Genomic DNA, 18922 nt, shown 5'->3' on the forward strand with positions numbered 1-18922 from the left:
GGAACAAGACCATGGACCTGAGCCGTCGAACCCTGCTGGCGACCGCAAGCGCCGCCCTGGCCGCGCCGGCCTTCGCCCAAGCCCAGACCAAGGCCAAGGGCGCGTCCGGGATCGTCGAGATGAGCGCCCGCGAGATGGTCGCCGCCATCCGCCGCCGCGATCTTTCTTCGCGTGAGGCCATGAGCGCCCACCTGGCCCAGATCGACCGCCTGAACCCGCGCTTCAACGCCATCGTCTCGCGTGTCGACAGCGACGTCCTGCTGAAGCAGGCGGCGGCGATGGACGAGGACGCGGCCTCCGGCCGGTTCCACGGTCCGCTGCATGGCCTGCCGCACGCGGTCAAGGACACCGCGCCGGTCAAGGGCATCCGCAGCACCCAGGGCTCGCCGTTGCTGCGCGACAACATCCCGGCCGCCGACAGCCTGGTGGTCGAGCGGATGCGCAAGGCCGGCATGATCTTCGTCGGCAAGTCCAACGTCCCGGAATTCGCCCTGGGCTCGCACAGCTTCAACCCGCTTTTCGGGGTCACCGGCAACGCCTATGACCCGGGCCGTTCGGCCGGCGGCAGCACCGGCGGCGGCGCGGTGGCTCTTGCCCTGCGCATGGCGCCCCTGGCCGACGGCAGCGACTTCGGCGGCTCGCTGCGCAATCCGGCCGGCTGGAACAACGTCTTCGGCTTCCGGCCGTCGTTCGGCCGTGTGCCGTCGGTCCCCAACAGCGACATGTTCTGGCAGAACTTCGCCACCTCGGGGCCTATGGCCCGCAGTGTCGAGGACCTGGCGCTGCTGCTGTCGGTGCAGGCCGGCCAGGATCCGCGCTCGCCGTTCTCGCTGCCCGACGATCCGGCCATCTTCGCCGGCGCGCTGGACCAGGACTGGAAGGGCAAGCGGATCGGCTGGCTGGGCGACCTGAACGGGGCCCTGCCGATGGAGGCGGGGATCCTCGACACCTGCGTCAAGGCGCTGGAGGGCTTCAGGGCGCTGGGCATGACGGTCGAGGCCGCCAGCCTGTCCGAACCCGCCGCCGAGATGTGGCGCACGGCCGTGACCCTGCGCCACTGGTCGGTCGGTTCGGACCTGCAGGCCTTCTACGATGACCCGGCCAAGCGCGCCCTGATGAAGCCCGAGGCGATCTGGGAGGTGGAGGGCGGCATGAAACTGACCGCGCCGCAACTAGCCGTGGCGTCGGCCGGCCGTACGCGCATCTACCAGGCCTTCCGCACGGCCTTCGAGCGCTTCGACTTCCTGGTGCTGCCGACCGCCCAGGTCTTCCCGTTCGAGAACGCCACCCACTGGCCCAAGCAGGTCGCCGGTGTCGAGATGGACAGCTATCACCGCTGGATGGAGGTGACCCTGCCGCCGACCATGGCCGGCTTGCCGACCCTGGCCGCGCCCGCCGGCTTCGGCGGCGCGCACGGCCTGCCGATCGGCCTGCAGATCATCGGCCCCAACCACGCCGATCTGGCGGTGCTGAAGCTGGGTCACGCCTACGAGAAGGCCTCGCCGTGGATCGCCGCGCGTCGTCCGCCGGCGCTGGGCAAGGCCTGAGGGTGAGTTCGCCGTTCGAGACCTTCCGGCCTGAGGATGTCCGCGACCTGATCGCCGCCTATCCGCTGGCCTGGGTCAGCGTCGGCGGGGAGGGCGTCGATGAGCCGACCCTGCTGCCGATGATAGGCGAGTATGATGCGGATGGCGCGCTGACCGGCCTGATCGGACATCTGGCGCGGCGCAACCCGCTGTGCGCGGCCATGCGCCAGGCCGGACGCGCGCGGTTCCTGTTCTGCGGTCCGCAAGCCTATGTCTCGCCCAGCCAGGCCGGCCGGCGCGACTGGGCCCCGACCTGGAACTTCGCCTCGTTGCGGATCGAGGCCGAGGTCACGCTGGACGACGACCATACTCGCCCGGCGATCGACGCCCTGGCGGTACTGGTCGAGGCTGGCCGCGACGATCCATGGTCGGCCGAAGAGTTGGGCCCCCGCTACGCTCAGCTGTCGGGGGCGATCATTGGCTTCCGCGCCCGGGTGCTGACCCTGCGCGGTGTCTTCAAGCTGGGTCAGGACGAGCGCGCCGAGACGTTCGCCTCGATCGTCGAGCGTCATCCCGACGCGGATCTGGTCACCTGGATGCGCCGGTTCGACGCGCGGCGGTGAGCGAGGCCGCAGGGCTCTGGACGTCTTGATCCAGAGCCCCTTGGCGACGGGCAGTTTCCCTTAGAACGAGCTGCTGATCCGCACGCCGACGGTGCGCGGGCGCGGCGAGAACACGCGGATGCCGTCCAGCGACTCGACCACGCCCAGATAGGCGGCCTTGTCGGTCAGGTTCTCGCCGAACAGGCTGAGATCCCAGGCGTCCTTCCGCACGCCCAGCTTGGCGTTGATCATGTAGAAGGCCGGCAGCTTGGTGTTGTAGGTGTTGCGGTTGTTGAACGAGGTCGTCGAGCCGCCACGGTAGTTGATCCCGGCCTGGGCGTAGCCCCGGACGTCGGCGGTCAGGTCGGCCTCATACTCGGCCGAGAAGGTCATGGCCCACTTCGGCGTCAGCGGCACGCGGTCGCCGGTGTAGCCGAAGGTGCCGGCCGCGATCACGTCGGCGGGCAGGTCATCGGCCAGCTTGGCGTCGACATAGTTGACGCTGCCGCTGAGGCTGAGACCCGGCATGGGCTTGAAGGTCGAGTTGATCTCGACGCCGTTCACCTCGGTCTTGCCGGCGTTGATCGTATAGGCGAAGGCGCCAGGCGCCTGGGCCGACAGCTGCTGGCCGCTCCAGTCGATGCGATAGGCGGCGGCGTCGATGAACAGCTTGCGGTCCAGCCAGTAGCTCTTCACGCCCAGCTCGTAGTTCCACAGGCTGTCGGGATTGTAGGTGCCCGGGAAGACGACGCCGGCCTGTTGCGCCAGCGAGGTGGCGGTGTTGACGCCGCCGATGCGGAAGCCCGAGGCGGCGCGCGCGTAGACGCTGACGTCCGGGGTGGCCTTCCACATCAGGGCGAAGTTGAAGCTGGGCTTGTCGTTGCTGCCGCGGCTGTCGCCGGTGACCGATGGGGTGGTGACGCGGCCGAAGATGAAGTCCGGGAACACCGTCTGCAGGTTGGTGATGATGTCGTGGATGTCGGCCTTGAAGTAGCGCAGGCCGACCGTGGCGGTCAGGCTGTCGCTGATGGTGTAGTCGGCCTGGGCGTAGACGGCGTACTGGCCGACGCTGCGCTTGGTGTTGGTGCCGAACTCATAAAGGCTGTTGCCGCGACCCGGCTTGTGCAGGCCCTTGGCCACGCATTCGCTGAAGGTGTAGCAGAGCGCCCCGCCGGTGCTGTTCGCGACCACCGAGTTGGTCTGGTAGACCGACTGGCTGTTCTCGTAATAGCCGCCCGCCACGATCTGGAACGGGCTGTCCCACTTCGACGAGAAGCGCAGTTCCGACACCCAGTCCTGGAACACCGCGGTCGGCACGAACAGGGTCGAGCCGGTCAGGCCGAAGCCCTGGGCCGTGGGCGTGCTGTCCTTGGGGTTCACCACGCGCTGGTTGGTGTACGAGCTGGATGCCGTGACCGTGCCGAAGCCCAGGTCGTACTCGCCCACCACGTTGTAGAGGTTGTAGTTGTCCCGGTAGAATTCGATGGTCGGGGAGGGGTTGTTGTACGGGCCGGTGGCGGTGTGCCAGGCCTGGGTGCCGTCGACGTCGATTTCCTGGTGGGTCGCCGTGGCGGTGATGGTCAGGCGATCGGTCGGCTGGAACAGCAGGATCGCGCGGCCGCCCTTCACGTGGGCGTCGTTGTTGTTCTTGTGAAGCACGCCGTTGACCGTCTGGTCGACGAAGCCGCCGCCGCTTTCCGACCAGCCGGTGACCCGCAGGGCCAGCTTGTCCTCGATGATCGGCACGTTCAGCGAAGCGTTGCCGTCATAATAGTTGTTGCCGCCCTTCAGCGCGGCGGCGCCGACCGAGATGCGGCCGCCGAAGTCGTTGAGGTCGGGCTTGGTGGTGATGACGCGCAGGGTGCCGCTCATCGAGCTGGCGCCGAACAGGGTGCCTTGCGGACCCTTCAGCACTTCGACGTGGTCCAGGTCATAGAGGCGCAGGCCCGGCTTGCCGTCGCCCAGGATGTTGCCGCCCATGGCGCCGACCAGCGGGGTCTCGTCCAGATAGATGCCCGAGGTGGCGCCGACGTTCGACTGGATGCCGCGGATGATCACCTTGGTCTGCGAGGCGCCGTAGCTCTGGATGGTCAGCGACGGGTCGACCTTGGAGAGGTCCTGCAGGGTCGCGATGCCCTGCTTCTCCAGCGTCGCGCCCGAGAAGGCGGTGATGGCCAGCGGGGTGTTCTGCACCGACACGTCGCCGCGACGGGTGGCCGAAACCACGATCTCGGTCACGACGTCGCTGTCGGCGGCGGCCTGGGCGTGGGCCTGGGCGGCGACCAGCGAGGCCAGGCCGGCCGTGGCCAGCATCAGGCCTTGGCGAAGGGTCCGGGAGCGTTGGGCGGGGCGGTGGGCCCCGAAAGCATACGACATGATCTTCATCCCCTTGCCGCCGCCGTTTGGCGTGCGGACGTCTCTGCGAAAGCGCCCGCATAAGCGGGCCGCGACGACAGCTCCGTTGGTCGGCCAGATTGGCGCGTCGGCCCGGTCGTTGTCAGACAAGTTTACTGTCATACAAAGTGACTTTGTCTGACAAACCGACAACGCGGCCGGGATCGGCCGGGCGATGAAATTCCCGCGTTACGCCGAAAGCGTGAGCGCTTGAGGGGCGTGCTTGCTCGCCACGTGGGCGCCGCAACGTCGATCCTTGTCATTGATCCACATCAATTGCCGGTCTCGCTGTTGGGCCTTACGGGGCGGCGCTTTCGGAAGACGCATTGATCTGGGTCAACCGTTTTTCACGCGGCGCCCAATTGCTGAGCCGGCGCTGTCATGAGCGCTCCAAAAGGCGGCGCCGGGACGAACGATGCCTCCGCGCACGCTCTATTCTTTGTATTACAATCACACCAAAAACTAAGAACGCCAGGCGCGGCCGGCCGTTGTCCGCGCCGACGGGGAGTTCAAGCGTGGAAGAGACGTCAGAGAGAGTCGTGACAGCATGGCCGCAGCGCCGGCTGGCCTATTTTGCCCTGGCGATTCTGCTGCTGGCCTATGTCTTCTCGTTCGTCGACCGGATCATCCTGTCGATGCTGGTCGGGCCGATCAAGGCTGACCTGGGCCTCAGCGACACGCAGATCGCCCTGGTCAACGGCCTGGCCTTCTCGATGTTCTACGCGACCATGGGCCTGCCGCTGGGCTGGCTGGTTGACCGCACTTCGCGCAAGGGCGTGATCGCCGCCGGCATCGCGCTGTGGAGCCTGGTCACCGCGTTTTCGGGGCTGGCCAAGGACTTCGGCCACCTGTTCCTGGCCCGCATGGGCGTCGGGGTGGGCGAGGCGGCCCTGTCGCCCGGCGCCTATTCCATGATCGCTGATTACTTCCCGCCCAAGTCGCGCGGCCGCGCCATCGCCATCTATACGATGGGCGTCTCGCTGGGGTCGGGCCTGGCCTATCTGATCGGCGGCTTCCTGATCAGCTTCGCCAACAGCCAGGCGACGATCACCCTGCCAATCCTGGGCGCGCTGGCGCCCTGGCGCTTCATCTTCATCGCCGTGGGCCTGCCGGGCCTGCTGGTGGCCCTGCTGATGCTGGCCGTGCGCGAGCCGCCGCGTCGTCAGGGCGAGGGCGCGCAGGCCGACGCCCGGCCAGCCAAGAAGGGGGGCGAGACCTTCTGGGCCTTCATGAAGCGCCGCTGGGCGGTCGTGGCCGCCTATGTCTTCGGCTACGGCATGACCAATGTGCCGTTCGCGGCCTTCCTGGCCTGGGGACCGGCCTTCCTGGGGCGGCACTATCACCTGTCGCCCAAGGAGATCGGCCTGGCCCTGGGCTTCATCTTCCTGGGGCCGGCGTGCCTTGGCCAGGTGGTCGGGGCGGCCGTGACTGACCGGCGCTACGCCCAGGGCAAGACCGCCGCGCCGTTCCAGACCGGCCTGGTCTGCGCCGTGCTGCTGCTGCCGTTCGCGGCGCTGATCACCCTGGCGCCCACCGCCGCCCTGAGCCTGCTGGCCCTGGCCGTCAGCGTCTTCCTGGTTTGCGCCTCGGTAGGCCACCAGGCGACGGTGGCGACGTTGATCTCGCCCAACCGCCTGCGCGGCCAGGTCTCGGCCTTCTACATCCTGATGCAGGGCGTGATCGGCGCGGCCGTGGTGCCGCTGGCCGTGGCCCTGATCAGCGACCACGTCCTGCGCGACCCCGGCAAGATCGGCGAGGCCATGGCCATCGTCGGCGTGATCGGCGTGATCGCCGGCGCGATCGCCTTCGCCCTGGGCCTGAAGCCGCTGCGCCAGGCCCTCACTCCCGTCACCCCCAACATCGACCCCGCCTGAGGGCGCGTTCCGCGTATGCCCGGAAAGGATCCAGCGTGAAGTTCGGCTTTTTCAATCTGATGCCATGGCCCGGCTATCCCGAGCCGCCGCGCGTCTACCCGACGCCCAACAAGGACTATGACCCCATCAAGGGGCAAAAGCTCTACCACGACTATATCGACCTGCTTGTCCACGCCGAGGCGTGCGGCTTCGACTGGATCGGCTGCAACGAGCATCACTTCAGCCCCTACGGCCTGATGCCCAACTGCAACCTGATCGGCTCGATCCTGACCCGCGAGACCAAGGTCTCGAAGCTGGCGATGATCGGCAACCTGCTGCCGCTGTCGAACCCGATCCGCGTGGCCGAGGAATACGCCATGCTGGACGTGATGAGCGGCGGTCGCCTGATCGCCGGCTTCATGCGCGGCGTGCCGCACGAGTACATCGCCTACAACTCGCCCCCCGGCGAGAGCCGCGCCCGCCAGAAGGAAGCCGCCCAGCTGATCATCAAGTGCTGGACCGAGCCGGAGCCCTTCGGCTGGGAAGGCGAATTCTTCCAGTTCAAGTCGGTGTCGATCTGGCCCAAGCCGATCCAGAAGCCCTATCCGACCATCCTGATGTCGGCCTCGAACGAGGAGTCCGCGGTGTTCGCCGCCGAGAGCAAGGCGATCATGGCCATGGGCCTGATCTCCGACATGACCCTGGCCCGCAACAATGTCGACATCTTCCGCGAGACGGCCAAGTCCAGCGGCTGGGTCCCGACCGACGACCACGTGATGATGGGCGCCAGCACCTGCATCTGCGAGACGGACGAGGAGGCCCACGAGGTCTTCGCCCAGGCCCTGGACTATTTCCACGGCACGCTGATGAAGCCGACCTACGACGCGCTGAAGCTGGTTTTGCAGGCCGGCTACTTCGCCAAGCAGAAGGCCGGCGCCAGCTATGACAGCCGTCTCGACAAGGTGGCGGCCAAGAAGACCATCCAGGAGATGATCGACGCCGGCTCGATCATCTGCGGCAGCCCCGACAGCGTCGTGAAGCAGATCAAGCGCTTCCGCAGCGAACTGGGCGCGGGCCGCCTGAACATGAGCATGCAGATCGGCGACCTGCCGATCCCGGTCGTCAAGAAGGGCATGGACCTGTTCCGCGACCGCGTCCTGCCGCAAGTCCGCGACCTGTAGGGAATGACCGCCATGACTTTCGAACGCAAACAGGTCACGCTCTACACGGGCGAGCTGTCCTACTTCGTGGCCGGCGAGGGCGAGCCGCTGCTGTACCTGCACCCGGCCGGGGGCGCGCTGCTGACCGAGGTGGTCCAGGGGCTGGCCAAGTTCCGCAAGGTCTATGTGCCGATCCTGCCGGGCTTCGACGGCACGCCGCGCCATGCCGGCGTCGACACCGTCGTCGACCTGGCCAATCTGGCCGCCGAGTTCGCGGCCCTGGTGATCGGCGAGGCGCCCGACGTGATGGGCGCCTCGTTCGGCGGCTGGATCGCCCTGTGGATGGCCGCACGCCATCCCAAGGGCGTCGGTCGCCTGGTGCTGGAGGCCCCGGCCGGCCTGCGCTTTGGCATGGACGAGACCAGCCTGACGCCAGAACAGGCGCGCGCCAACCTGTTCGCCTATCCGGACAAGGCGGCCGCGTTCGCCCCGACCCGCGAGCAGGCGATGGCCAATGGCGGCGTCTTCCGTGACTACATGGCTGGGGTCTATGTCGACCAGGCGCTGGTCGAGGCCCTGCCGACCATCCAGGCCCATACCCTGGTGCTGATGGGCACGCTGGACGTGACGGTTCCGCCGGAGACCGGCTGGACCCTGGCGGGCAGCCTGCCGCACGTGAACCTCAGCTACGTCTATGACGCGGCCCATGCGGCCCAGGTCGACCAGCCGGCGGCCTGCCTGCGGATGATCCGGCCGTTCCTGGAAAAGGGCGCGGCGTTCATCGTCGCCTCACGCGAATACGCCTGACGTTATCTCCCCTTTCGTCAGGTGTCGGCGGCGCGGTCCAGTCCCAGGGCCGCGCCGCCTTTCTTTTGGGCTAGTCCTCGGGGCGATCGGCGTAGCGGCGGGCCAGCACCGCGCAGACCATCAGCTGGATCTGGTGGAACAGCATCAGCGGCACGATCATCGGCCCGACCACGGCGGCGGGAAACAGCAGGCCGGCCATCGGCACGCCCGAGGCCAGGCTCTTCTTCGAACCGCAGAACACCAGGGTGATCTCGTCGGCCTTGGAGAGACCCGCGCGGCGAGCGATCAGGTTGGTCGCCCCAAGCGCCAGGGCCAGCAGCGCGCCGTCCAGCACCAGGATCGTGGCCAGGTCGCCGGCCCCCATCTTGCGCCACAGGCCCTCGACCACGGCGGCGCTGAAGGCGGTGTAGACCACCAGCAGGATCGAGCCGCGGTCGACCAGGGTCAGCACCTTCTTGTGGCGGTCGACGAAGCCGCCGATCCAGGGGCGCAGCAGGTGGCCGGCCACGAACGGGACCAGCAGCTGGACCACGATCGACCCGGCCGCGCCCAGCATGTCGCCGCCCTGGCCCTTAGCGCCCAGCAGCACAGCCGCCAGGATCGGGGTCAGCACTACGCCCAAGATGTTCGACAGCGACGCCCCGCAGATCGCCGCCGGCACATTGCCCCGCGCGATGGCGGTGAAGGCGATCGACGACTGCACGGTCGAGGGCAGGATGCACAGATAGAGCAGCCCCGCCGCGATGGTGGGGTCCAGCAGGCCAGCCGGAACGGCCTTGAAACCCAGGCCGATCACCGGGAACAGCACGAAGGTGCAGGCCAGCACCAGCAGGTGCAGCCGCCAGTGGCCGATGCCGGCCAGGATCGCCTCGCGCGACAGCTTGGCCCCGTGCAGGAAGAACAGCAGAGCGATGGCGAGGTCGGTGACCGCGCCCGCGATGGTCGCCGCCTGGCCCCGACAGGGCAGCAGGGACGCCAGGATCACGGTGCCGAGCAGGCTCAGGGTGAAGTTGTCCGGCCGCAGGCGGGCCAGGACGGACGAGAACTTGGACAAGGCTTGCTCCGGGCGTGATCGATTGTTCAGCTTGGTCTTAGGCTGAGATTTTTTGTCATACAATCATATTGACGACGCGCCGTGAGAGAGGCCTAGGTCGGACCTCCAGGAGGCACGCATGTTCACCACCCGACCTGAAATCCGCGGCACGTTCGGCGTCGTCGCCTCCACCCACTGGATCGCCTCGTCGGTGGGCATGTCGGTGCTGGAGAAGGGCGGCAACGCCTTCGACGCCGCCGCCGCCGTGGGCTTCGCGCTGCAGGTCGTCGAGCCGCATCTGTGCGGTCCGGCCGGCGAGGTCCCGATCATCTTCCATTCGGTCGAGACCGGCCGGGTCGAGGTGCTGGCCGGGCAGGGGCCCGCGCCGGCCGCCGCGACGATCGAGGCGTTCAAGGCCCTGGGCTTGGACGCCGTGCCGGGCTCGGGCCTGCTGGCGGCGGTGACGCCAGGCTCGTTCGGGGCGTGGCTGACCCTGGTCCGCGATCACGGCCGCCTGCGCCTGGCCGACGTGCTGGAGCCGGCCATCGGTTATGCCGAGCACGGCCATCCGGTGCTGCCCGGCGTCTCGCGCGCCCTGGCCGAGCTGAAGGAGACGTTCGAGACCGAGTGGAAGACCTCGGCCCCGATCTGGCTGCCCGGCGGCGAGGCGCCCGCGCCGCAGTCTCTGTTCCGCAACCCCACCCTGGCGGCGACCTGGAAGCGCATCCTCGACGAGGCGGGCGAGGGGAGCCGCGAGCAGCAGCTCGATCGCGCCCTGGCCGCCTGGTACGAGGGCTTCGTCGCCGAGGCCATCGACCGCTTCTGCCGGGCCGAGCCGCTGATGGACTCCAGCGGCCGCCGCCACCGGGGCCTGCTGACCGGCCAGGACATGGCCGGCTGGCGGCCGACCTACGAGGCACCGACCACCTTCGACTATCACGGCTGGACGGTCTGCAAGACGCAGCCCTGGGGGCAGGGGCCGGTCCTTCTACAGGCGCTGTCGCTGCTGAAGGGCTTCGACCTGACGGCCATGGATCCCAACGGCGCCGACTTCGCCCACGTGGTGCTGGAAGCCGCCAAGCTGGCCTTCGCCGACCGCGAGGCCTATTACGGCGACCCCGATTTCGTCGACGTGCCGATCGAGACCCTGCTGAGCGAGGCCTATGCCGTCGAGCGCCGCAAGCTGATCGGCGCGCGGGCTTCCGACGAGATCCGGCCGGGGATCCTGCCAGGCTTCGAGGACCAGGTCGCCCGCGCCCTGGGCATGGTCAAGCCGGCGGACGGCACCGCGGGGGGCTTAGGCATCGGCGAGCCGACCATGGCCCACCTGAAGCCGACCCTCAAACCCGGCGACACCGTCCATCTCGACGTCATCGACCGCTGGGGCAACATGGTCTCGGCGACGCCCTCGGGCGGCTGGCCGCAGTCGTCGCCGACCATTCCGGAGCTGGGCTTCGCGCTGAACACCCGCGCCCAGATGTTCTGGCTGGAGCCGGGGCTACCGTCCTCCCTTGCGCCTGGGAAACGGCCGCGCACCACCCTGACCCCGACCCTGGCCCTGCACGAGGGACGGCCGGCCCTGATCTGCGGCACGCCGGGCGGCGACCAGCAGGACCAGTGGCAGCTGGCGCTGCTGCTGCGCAGGATCCACCATGGTCTGGGCTTGCAGGAGGCCATCGACCTGCCGCTGTTCCACACCGTGCACTTCCCGTCTTCGTTCTATCCGCGCCAGGCCCTGCCGGGGGTGTCGGTGATCGAGGAGAGCGCCGGCGAGGCGGTGATCGCCGATCTGAAGGCGCGCGGTCACGACCTGCAGGTCGCCCCGGCCTGGTCGGCGGGACGGCTGACGGCGGCCGAGCGCCGCGCCGACGGCCTGCTCAGCGCCGCGGCGACGCCGCGCCTGATGCAGGCCTATGCGGTCGGAAGATAGCTAGAGCGAGACCCAGATCGCGCCGTCGGCGATCTCGATCGGATAGGTGCGCAGCTTCTGCTTGCAGGGCAGGCTGCACGCCTTGCCCGAGCGGACGTTGAAGCTGCCGCCGTGCAGCGGGCAGAAGATCACCTCGCCCTCCAGTCGGCCCTCTGACAGCGAGGCGATGGCGTGGGTGCACTCATCGTCGACCGCCAGATAGTCGTCGCCCACCCGGCACAGCACGATCGGATCCTGCCCGTCGAGGTCGAAGCGGCGCATCTCGCCGTCGGCAAGGTCGTCGGCGGCGCAAAGGCGAATGGCGTCGGCGGTCATGTCGGTCGCTAAGTCCTGAAATCGAAGAGAAAGCGCCTCTGAAGGCGTGCAAACAATGTCATATTGTCATACAGAAAATGCGACAAGCGGCCGTGACGCCGCAAGCGTTTTTCCTCACGAATGACCGGAGTTTGGGCATGGGCCACATTCTGCTGCTCGACGCGGGCGGCACGATCAGTTCGCGGCCGAACGCCGACGGGGCCCTGGCCGCCAGCGACGCCGACGACCGCCTGGCCGGCCTGCTGCCCGAGGGGGCGCCGCCGGTGCGCGTGTGGCAGGTCCATAGCGGCCTGTCGGAGGCGATGAGTTTCTCGGACATGGCGGCCGTGGCCGCCGCCGTCGTCGAGGCGCAGGGCAAGCCGCAGGTCGACGGCATCGTTGTGGCGCACGGCACCGACGTCATGGAAGAGGTCGCCTTCCTGGTCGATCTGGTCGCATCCGGCGACAAGCCCGTGGTCTTCACTGGCGCCCAGCGGGCGGCGGGGCGGGGGCGGTCGGATGGCCCCCGGAACCTGCGTGACGCGATCACCGCCGCCGCCTCGCCGGCCATGGCGGGCGCCGGGGTGGTCATCGCCTTCGCCGGCCGGCTGATCCCCGCGCGCCAGGCGGTGAAGATCCACACCAGCGACATGCGCGCCTTCCGCGCCCGCGACGGCGTCGAGGGTAAGGTCGTCGGCCGCTCGGTCCTGCCGCCGCCGGGGCGTCGCGCCCGGCTGGGACCGCTGCCGCTGGTGACGCCGTCGGACGCGGTGGAGCTGGTGGCCCTGGGCGCCGGCTCGGCTGCGCCGCTGATCGCCGCCGCGCCGGATCTGGGGCTGAAGGGGCTGGTGCTGTGCGCCCTGGGGCGCGGCAATGTCGGGCCCTCGGCGCTGGAAGCGGTCAAGGCGGCGATCGCGGCGGGGCTGGTCGTCGTGGTCGCCTCGCGCTGCCCCGAGGGCGCCAGCGCGCCGGACTACGCCACGGGCCTGGCTCTGCAGAAGGCTGGGGCGATCTTCGCCGGCGACCTGGGCGCCAGCCAGGCGCGCATGGCCCTGGCGACGCTGCTGGCCGCGCACGACCCTGGCGAGGCGGTCGAGGTCTTCCGAAGAATGGCGAAAGCGGCTTAGCCGCCGGGGATATAGCGCTCGCAGCGGATGGCGGTGGGCTTGGCGCCCTGGGCGTCCAGCCAGGCGCGGCTGGCCTCGATCATCGGCGGCGGGCCGCACAGATAGTAGGCGGCGTCGGCGGTGACGTCGTCCGGCGTCAGCAGCGAGAGGGCCGTGCCCAGGCGGGCGCGGTCGCCGCAGTCACCGCCCATGACGGCGGTGCGGATCTCCAGGTCCGGATTGCTCCGCGCCAGTTCGGCCAACTCGGCCTCGTAGAACAGATCGTCCGGCGTGGCGCAGCCGAAGCACAGCAGGGCCGGCCCCGAGGCCTCGCCCAGCTGGCGCAGGATCGAGACGGCCGGGGCCAGGCCCGTGCCGCCGGCCAGGAACACGTGGCGCGCGGCGCGAGCGTCGTGGGCAAAGCTGCCCAGCGGCCCGTGCAGGGTGACGCGGTCGCCGGCCTTGGCGCTGTCCGCCAGCCAGGTCGACATCATGCCGCCCTCGACGTGACGGATCAGGAATTCCAGCTGGCCCTGGCCGTCCGGGGCGCTGGCGATCGAATAGGCCCGGGCCTCGCGCGAGCCCGGCGGGCGCAGGCGGACATATTGGCCGCTCTGGAATACGAAGTCCTCGTCGTCCAGGGCCAGCACCAGGCGGTGGACGCTGGCGGCCACGCGCTCGACGCTGATCACCTGGGTCTGGTAGCGGGCCGGCGCCGAAGGGGCGGGCTCCAGGGCGTAGGGCAGCTCGAAGGCGGCGTTCCCCCGCAGACGGGTTATGCAGGTGGCGCGCAGGCCCGCCGCGCATTCGGCTGGCGACAGCGGGGAGGGCGCTCCGGCGTCGAACTCGGTCTCGCCCTCGCACAGCTGGGCCACGCACGCCCCGCACGAGCCCGACGCGCAGTCATAGCGCAGCGGCGCGTCGATGGTCATGGCCGCTTCCAGCACCGTCTGGCCGGGCGCCACGATCAGCTCCAGCGTCTTGCCGTCGGCGAACCTGAAATGGGCGGCGTGCATGGGCGGACTCGTCTGCTTCAATCTTTGTATGACAATAATACAAAAAATCAGTCACGCAAGGATTGGCGCCGCCGCGTGTCGCTGATAGGTCTGATTGCCAGTTTGTCATACATAATTTCATGCTTTGGGGGCCGAATGACTCAAGCTGATCTGATTGAGGACACCGCTGCGCGTTTGCTGGCCGCCTATGACGGTCCGCTGCTGGCGCCGGTCAGTCCGGATTTCGCCGCCGGGGACGTCGAAGCGGCCTATGCCGTGCAGATGGCTCAGGTGCGCCGCTGGGGCGCGGCGGGCCGTCGCCCGGCCGGCCGCAAGATCGGCCTGACCTCCGAGGCGGTGCAGAAGCAGCTGGGCGTGGGCGAGCCCGACTTTGGCCACCTGTTCTCGGACATGATCTACGAGCCCGGCCAGGTCGTGCCCTATGCCCGTCTGCAGCAGCCCAAGGTCGAGGCCGAAATCGCCATCTTCCTGGGCGCCGACATCGACGATCCCGAGATCGACGCGCAGGGCGTGCTGGCCGCCACCGCCAGCGTGATCGCCGCCATCGAGATCGTCAGCAGCCGCATCGCCGACTGGAAGATCAACATCGTCGACACCGTCGCCGACAACGCCTCGTCGGGCCTGGTCATGCTGGGCACGCCCGCGCGCCGGCCCGAGGGCCTGGACCTGCTGGGCTGCGAGATGACCCTGAGCGTCAACGGCGAGGCGGTCTCGCGCGGGACCGGGGCGGCCTGCCTGGGCCATCCGCTGAACGCCGCCGCCTGGCTGGCGCGCAAGAGCGCCGCCCTGGGCCAGCCCCTGCGGGCCGGCGAGCTGATCCTGACCGGCGCCTTGGGACCCATGGCCGCCGTCGCGCCCGGCGATCAGGTCGAGGCGATCATCACCGGCATCGGCTCGGTCAGCCTCAGGTTTGATCAGGGCGCCTGAAAGCTGGGCGCCTGACCGATCGGCGTCGCCGTCGGTTCGAAGTGTGTTTCGATATCTGCGTTCAACGTCATATTGTCATACAAAGTTTGGCCGCGTCTGTCGCGTTCCGGACCACGAGCACGAGTAAGGGAAGGCATGAGCGAGCAGCAATTCGTCAATCCGGACGTCGCCAACGCAGTCGGCGACTGGAAAGGCTATGTGGAGGCCAAGCTCGGCTTTCGTAATCACTGGTACCCGGTCCGCTTCTCCAAGGAGATCGAGGAAGGCCAGGCCATCACGGTCAAGATGCTGGGCGAGGCGCTGATCCTCAAGCGCATCGACGGCAAGGTGTTCGCCATCCGCGACCGCTGCCTGCACCGGGGCGTGCCCCTGTCCAAGAAGCTGGACTGCTACACCAAGGACACCATCACCTGCTGGTACCACGGCTATACCTACCGGGTGCAGACGGGCGAGCTGGTCAACATCCTGGCCGTGCCGGAAAGCCGCCTGATCGGCCGGCGCAAGATCGTCACCTTCCCCTGTGAAGAGGCCAAGGGCGTGATCTTCGTGTTCATCGGCGACACCGAGGACGGTCCGCCGCCGCCGCTGGCGCACGACGTGCCGCCCGGCTTCCTGGATGACAACGTCATGGTGCTGGGCAAGCACCGGGTGGTGAATTCGAACTGGCGCCTGGGGGCCGAGAACGGCTTCGACGCCCTGCACATCTTCATCCACAAGGACACCACGCTTCGCCACTACCGCACCTTCAACTTCCCGATCGGCCACACGCCGCTGCCGGGCGCGGTGGTGACGGTCGAGGAGCCCGATGGCCCCAAGGGCGTGATCGACGACTTCGCGCTGCACAAGCCGATGTGGGAGGGCATGATCGACGGCGAGGTGGTCGTCACCGGCCCGCGCACGGCCACGGTCCAGGGCACCTCGGCGGCGATGAAGACCTCGTGCTGGCTGCCCGGCGTGCTGAAGGTCGACTCGTTCCCGAACAAGGGCATGGACCAGTACGAGTGGTACGTGCCGATCGACGGCGAGAGCCACATCTACTTCCAGACCATCGGCGGCCACGTCAGCAATGACGAAGAGCGGATGAAGTTCGCCAACGACTTCGAGACCATCTGGAAGCCGCACGGCCTGGACGGGTTCAACGCCGACGACATCTGGGCGCGTGAAGTGACCGAGCCCTTCTACAAGGACGACTACGGCTGGTTGGACGAGATGCTCTGCGAGCCGGACGTAACCCTGCTGGAATGGCGGCGCCTGGCCAGCCGCTGCAACCGTGGCATCCAGACGCCGGAGCACCTGCGATGATCAGCGTTCCCAGCCTGGAAGGGACGGGCGTCAGCTCGCACTTCATCGACGCCGCCGGCGTGCGCACCCACTATCTGGAAGCCGGGGAGGGGCCGGTCATGGTCCTGGTCCACGGCGGCGGCGCGGGCGCCGACGCCTATGGTAACTGGCTGGAGTGCATCCAGGTCTTCGCCAAGTCGTACCGCGTGATCGCGCCCGACATGATCGGCTTCGGCTACAGCGACAAGCCGTCGCCTGAGGGCTATCGCTACGACCAGCCGGGCCGCAACAAGCATCTGGGCGACTTCCTGGAGGCCATGGGCCTGTCGGGGGTGGCTCTGGTCGGCAACTCGATGGGCGGCGCGGCCTCGATCGGCGTGGCCATCGACCGTCCGCACCTAGTGGGCCAGCTGGTCCTGATGGGCAGCGCCGGCCTGCCGATCCCGGAAAAGCCCTCGGCGCACCTGCTGCATAACCTGCAGTACGACTTCACGGTCGAGGGCATGCGCCGGGTGATCGGCGGTCTGACGGGGCCGAATTTCAAGCCCTCCGAGGCCATGGTCCAGTACCGCTACGACCTGTGCGAAGACCCCGAGATCAAGGCGGCCCTGCAGGCCATCAACGCCCTGACCCGCACCGGCACCCTGAACTATCCGGAAGACGAGATCCGCAAGATCAAGCATCCGACCCTGGTGGTGAACGGCAAGCAGGACGGGGTGTCGATCCTGCCGCGCGCCTACAAGTTCCTGGAACTGCTGGACAACAGCTGGGGCTATATCGTGCCCCACTGCGGCCACTGGGCGATGATCGAGCGCCGCGACGACTTCTGCGCCGCCGTCGACGCCTTCCTCCAGCGGACCAAGGCGGCCTGAGCATGGCCGCTCCCGCTGGTGTCCACGACATGATCCACCACCTGATCCAGGCGCCGGGCGACCGGCGTCTGGTCAAGGAGGACGACGAGGCGCTGTTCGAGCGCTTCGGCGTGCCGGCCGACGTGCGGCCGGTGCTGCGCACCGGATACCGCGACGACCTCTACGCCCTGGGCATTCACCCGAACCTGATCATGAAGTGGCTGATCTGGTCGGGCCGCCTGACCATCAAGGGCTTCCCGATCAGCTACTATTTCGACCGGAGATAGCCCGTGGGCCAGATCGTCGGCGCTTTCGCCACCTCCCACGTCCTGGGGGCGCCCGATGGCGTCGAGGACCAGGCCGAGCGCGTGTTCCAGGGCATGCGCGAGATCGGCGCCCGCCTCCAGGCGCTGAAGCCCGATGTGCTGGTCGTGCTGACCAGCGACCACCTGAACAACTTTCGCGTCGACGTGCCCGCGCCGTTCGCGGTGGCGACGGACGCGGTGCTTACGCCCTATGGCGACATGGGGCTGCCGACAGATCCGATCCCCGGCGCGCCCGACTTCGCCTTGGGCCTGGCGGCGTTCTGCGCCGAGCAGGGCCTGCCGGTCGACGCCATGGAGGGCGTGCGGCCCGACCATGGGGTGATGATCCCGCACGGCGTCGCCGATCCCGCCCGCGCCCTGCCGACGGCGATCTTCTACGTCAATTCGGTGTTGGATCCGTCGCCGGCTCCCGCGCAGTGCTGGACCGCCGGGGCGCTGCTGAAGCGCTTCGTCGAGCAGCGCCGGCCCGCCGACGAGCGCGTGGCCTTGCTGGCCGGTGGTGGTCTGTCGCACTGGCTGGCGGTGCCCGAGGAGGGGCGGGTCAACGAAGACTGGGACCGCTGGTTCATGGAGAACCTGGTCAGCGGCCACGCCGAGGAACTGACCCGCCTGACCAACGCCGAGATCCTGGAAGCGGCCGGCAACGGCGGCCTGGAAGTCGCCGCCTGGATCGCCATGGCCGGCGCCGTGCCGCACGCGCGCGGCGAGATCCTCTATTACGAATCCCTGCCGTCCTGGGCCAGCGGGATGGGCGGCGTGGCGCTGAACGTTTGAGGTGAAGGAGGCCCTCTCTCATAGAGAGGGGGAGGGGCCCGCCGCGCAGCGGTGGGAGGGAGAGATGTTTCACCTTCCGTCGCCCTGGCTCCCTGCCTCCCCGGGCGCGCTGTGACGACGGAACGCCAGCCCACGGAATTGCCAGCGCCATGCAGCTGGTCCGTCCGCGCCATGCCCTTGAACAGGTGGGCGGTCCGCTTCCAGAACAGGCGTCATTTCCTGTTGGCGACCCCATGTCGGCATTGATCGCGCCCGTCCGTCATCCCGCGCCTTATGCGCGGGACCCATGGTTCAGCTTTCGAGTGAGGGACCTATTTCGCTCCGGACCTGCGGCGGACAGATGGGTCCCGCGCATAAAGCGCGGGATGACGGTCGTGATAAATGAGCCGGCTTCCGCTTACGACCCTAGGCGGACACTCCCTGCGTCCTTCGAGGCTCACCTCCGGCTCGCACCTCAGGATGAGGAAGATTGCAAAACGCTCCTCATCCTGAGGCGCCCGCGCAGCGGGCCTCGAAGGACGCAGGGCAAGTCCGCTCACCACCCTCAACGGACTTTGAGCGGTCCAGCAGGAAGCGTTGCTAGATAGTCGGCAATAGCGGCCACGGTGGCCTCCGCTCGACTACGGGTCGTAGCATTTCGCCCGCCACCCATGTGGTCGATTTCGATGTCCTCCAAGTACGACACAGTGTCGGACGTCGGTTCTCCTCGCCTCAGCCGCCCAACCACGCCAAGAAGGTAGCTGTCGTACTCGTCGGCGCAGGGTCCGCCGTCCTTCCAGTCGTCGTCACCCATCTGGCTTAGGCCAATGGGATCCCACTGAGACCAACCGATCTCCCGGAGACGTGAGAGTTTTACTTTCGGAAGCTCGGACATCTGTGGACCGTATCTGAGCAAATGGCGGCTAACCACCCTTCTGTGAAGTTCGCTTCGTCCGCTTCGGGGCCTTCAGCTCCAGTCGGATGGTGTCCTGCGCTGTAACCTCTCACCACCCAAGCCTACCGGCGCGGGCTCCGCAGGGAGAGGGATAAAAAGGGCGCTGGC

16 protein-coding genes and 1 pseudogene are annotated in these 18922 nt (G+C 68.3%); 13 read left to right on the forward strand and 4 right to left on the reverse strand.

Translation table 11 applies throughout. The annotated features are described in order from the left end of the window. The first annotated feature begins 11 nt into the window (after window positions 1-11). Together ABDW31_RS21690 and ABDW31_RS21695 are read left to right on the forward strand one after the other, a co-directional pair. Entirely contained in the window at window positions 12-1547 is a 1536-nt protein-coding gene (locus ABDW31_RS21690) for an amidase (RefSeq protein ID WP_184720516.1), read from the forward strand. Window positions 1548-1549: 2 nt separating this feature from the next. Beyond that, window positions 1550-2149 (forward strand): FMN-binding negative transcriptional regulator, encoded by a 600-nt coding sequence (locus tag ABDW31_RS21695; protein WP_184720515.1) that lies wholly within the window; start codon window positions 1550-1552, stop codon window positions 2147-2149. A gap of 60 nt (window positions 2150-2209) precedes the next feature. Here ABDW31_RS21695 and ABDW31_RS21700 read toward each other — a convergent pair whose 3' ends face one another. Beyond that, a complete protein-coding gene (locus tag ABDW31_RS21700) occupies window positions 2210-4504 on the reverse strand; it encodes a TonB-dependent receptor (protein WP_184720513.1) in 2295 nt (764 codons plus the stop codon). A gap of 557 nt (window positions 4505-5061) precedes the next feature. Here ABDW31_RS21700 and ABDW31_RS21705 point away from each other — a divergent pair. From ABDW31_RS21705 to ABDW31_RS21715, 3 genes are read left to right on the forward strand one after another with little or no spacing between them, the layout of a single operon-like run. Further along, a complete protein-coding gene (locus tag ABDW31_RS21705; RefSeq protein WP_184720511.1) occupies window positions 5062-6396 on the forward strand; it encodes an MFS transporter in 1335 nt (444 codons plus the stop codon). 35 nt (window positions 6397-6431) lie between these two features. Then, window positions 6432-7556, forward strand: coding sequence for an LLM class flavin-dependent oxidoreductase (locus ABDW31_RS21710; protein ID WP_184720509.1), 1125 nt, complete (start codon window positions 6432-6434; stop codon window positions 7554-7556). A gap of 12 nt (window positions 7557-7568) precedes the next feature. After that, window positions 7569-8342, forward strand: a complete 774-nt coding sequence (locus ABDW31_RS21715) for an alpha/beta hydrolase (protein WP_184720507.1) — start codon at window positions 7569-7571, stop codon at window positions 8340-8342. A 70-nt stretch (window positions 8343-8412) separates the two neighbouring features. On the opposite strand, the gene ABDW31_RS21720 is transcribed toward ABDW31_RS21715, so the two are convergent. Beyond that, window positions 8413-9396 (reverse strand): bile acid:sodium symporter family protein, encoded by a 984-nt coding sequence (locus ABDW31_RS21720; protein WP_221444703.1) that lies wholly within the window; start codon window positions 9394-9396, stop codon window positions 8413-8415. Window positions 9397-9514: 118 nt separating this feature from the next. Between ABDW31_RS21720 and ABDW31_RS21725 the strand changes: the two genes are divergently transcribed. After that, complete coding sequence (locus ABDW31_RS21725) at window positions 9515-11305, forward strand: gamma-glutamyltransferase family protein (protein ID WP_184720505.1); 1791 nt, start codon at window positions 9515-9517, stop codon at window positions 11303-11305. Here the strand turns inward: ABDW31_RS21725 and ABDW31_RS21730 are convergent, their stop codons facing one another. Next, window positions 11306-11620 carry a non-heme iron oxygenase ferredoxin subunit gene (locus ABDW31_RS21730; protein ID WP_184720503.1) on the reverse strand — a complete coding sequence of 105 codons (315 nt, stop codon included), beginning with the start codon at window positions 11618-11620 and terminating at the stop codon, window positions 11306-11308. Between the two features lie 137 nt (window positions 11621-11757). Between ABDW31_RS21730 and ABDW31_RS21735 the strand changes: the two genes are divergently transcribed. Beyond that, the gene (locus tag ABDW31_RS21735) at window positions 11758-12726 is read left to right on the forward strand and encodes an asparaginase (protein ID WP_184720501.1); all 969 of its coding nucleotides are present in this window, start codon (window positions 11758-11760) and stop codon (window positions 12724-12726) included. Here the strand turns inward: ABDW31_RS21735 and ABDW31_RS21740 are convergent. Beyond that, the gene (locus tag ABDW31_RS21740; protein ID WP_184720499.1) at window positions 12723-13721 is read right to left on the reverse strand and encodes a 2Fe-2S iron-sulfur cluster binding domain-containing protein; all 999 of its coding nucleotides are present in this window, start codon (window positions 13719-13721) and stop codon (window positions 12723-12725) included. The genes ABDW31_RS21735 and ABDW31_RS21740 overlap by 4 nt on opposite strands. Before the next feature lie 135 nt (window positions 13722-13856). Here ABDW31_RS21740 and ABDW31_RS21745 point away from each other — a divergent pair, with 135 nt between their 5' ends. The 6 genes and pseudogenes from ABDW31_RS21745 to ABDW31_RS21770 all read left to right on the forward strand — a co-directional run. Continuing rightward, a complete protein-coding gene (locus ABDW31_RS21745) occupies window positions 13857-14648 on the forward strand; it encodes a fumarylacetoacetate hydrolase family protein (protein ID WP_343699549.1) in 792 nt (263 codons plus the stop codon). A 135-nt stretch (window positions 14649-14783) separates the two neighbouring features. Further along, a complete protein-coding gene (locus ABDW31_RS21750) occupies window positions 14784-15950 on the forward strand; it encodes a Rieske 2Fe-2S domain-containing protein (protein ID WP_184720490.1) in 1167 nt (388 codons plus the stop codon). Next, complete coding sequence (locus tag ABDW31_RS21755) at window positions 15947-16801, forward strand: alpha/beta hydrolase (RefSeq protein WP_184720488.1); 855 nt, start codon at window positions 15947-15949, stop codon at window positions 16799-16801. Before ABDW31_RS21750 ends, ABDW31_RS21755 begins: the two co-directional genes overlap by 4 nt. A 2-nt stretch (window positions 16802-16803) precedes the next feature. Continuing rightward, entirely contained in the window at window positions 16804-17067 is a 264-nt protein-coding gene (locus ABDW31_RS21760) for a hypothetical protein (protein ID WP_221444702.1), read from the forward strand. A gap of 3 nt (window positions 17068-17070) precedes the next feature. Then, window positions 17071-17880, forward strand: coding sequence for a protocatechuate 3,4-dioxygenase (locus tag ABDW31_RS21765; RefSeq protein WP_184720486.1), 810 nt, complete (start codon window positions 17071-17073; stop codon window positions 17878-17880). 286 nt (window positions 17881-18166) lie between these two features. Continuing rightward, window positions 18167-18253: pseudogene (locus ABDW31_RS21770) on the forward strand (hypothetical protein); the annotation flags it as partial. Between the last annotated feature and the right edge of the window lie 669 nt (window positions 18254-18922).

The organism is Caulobacter sp., assembly GCF_039596335.1.
In the GTDB taxonomy this organism is placed as follows: Bacteria; Pseudomonadota; Alphaproteobacteria; order Caulobacterales; family Caulobacteraceae; genus Caulobacter.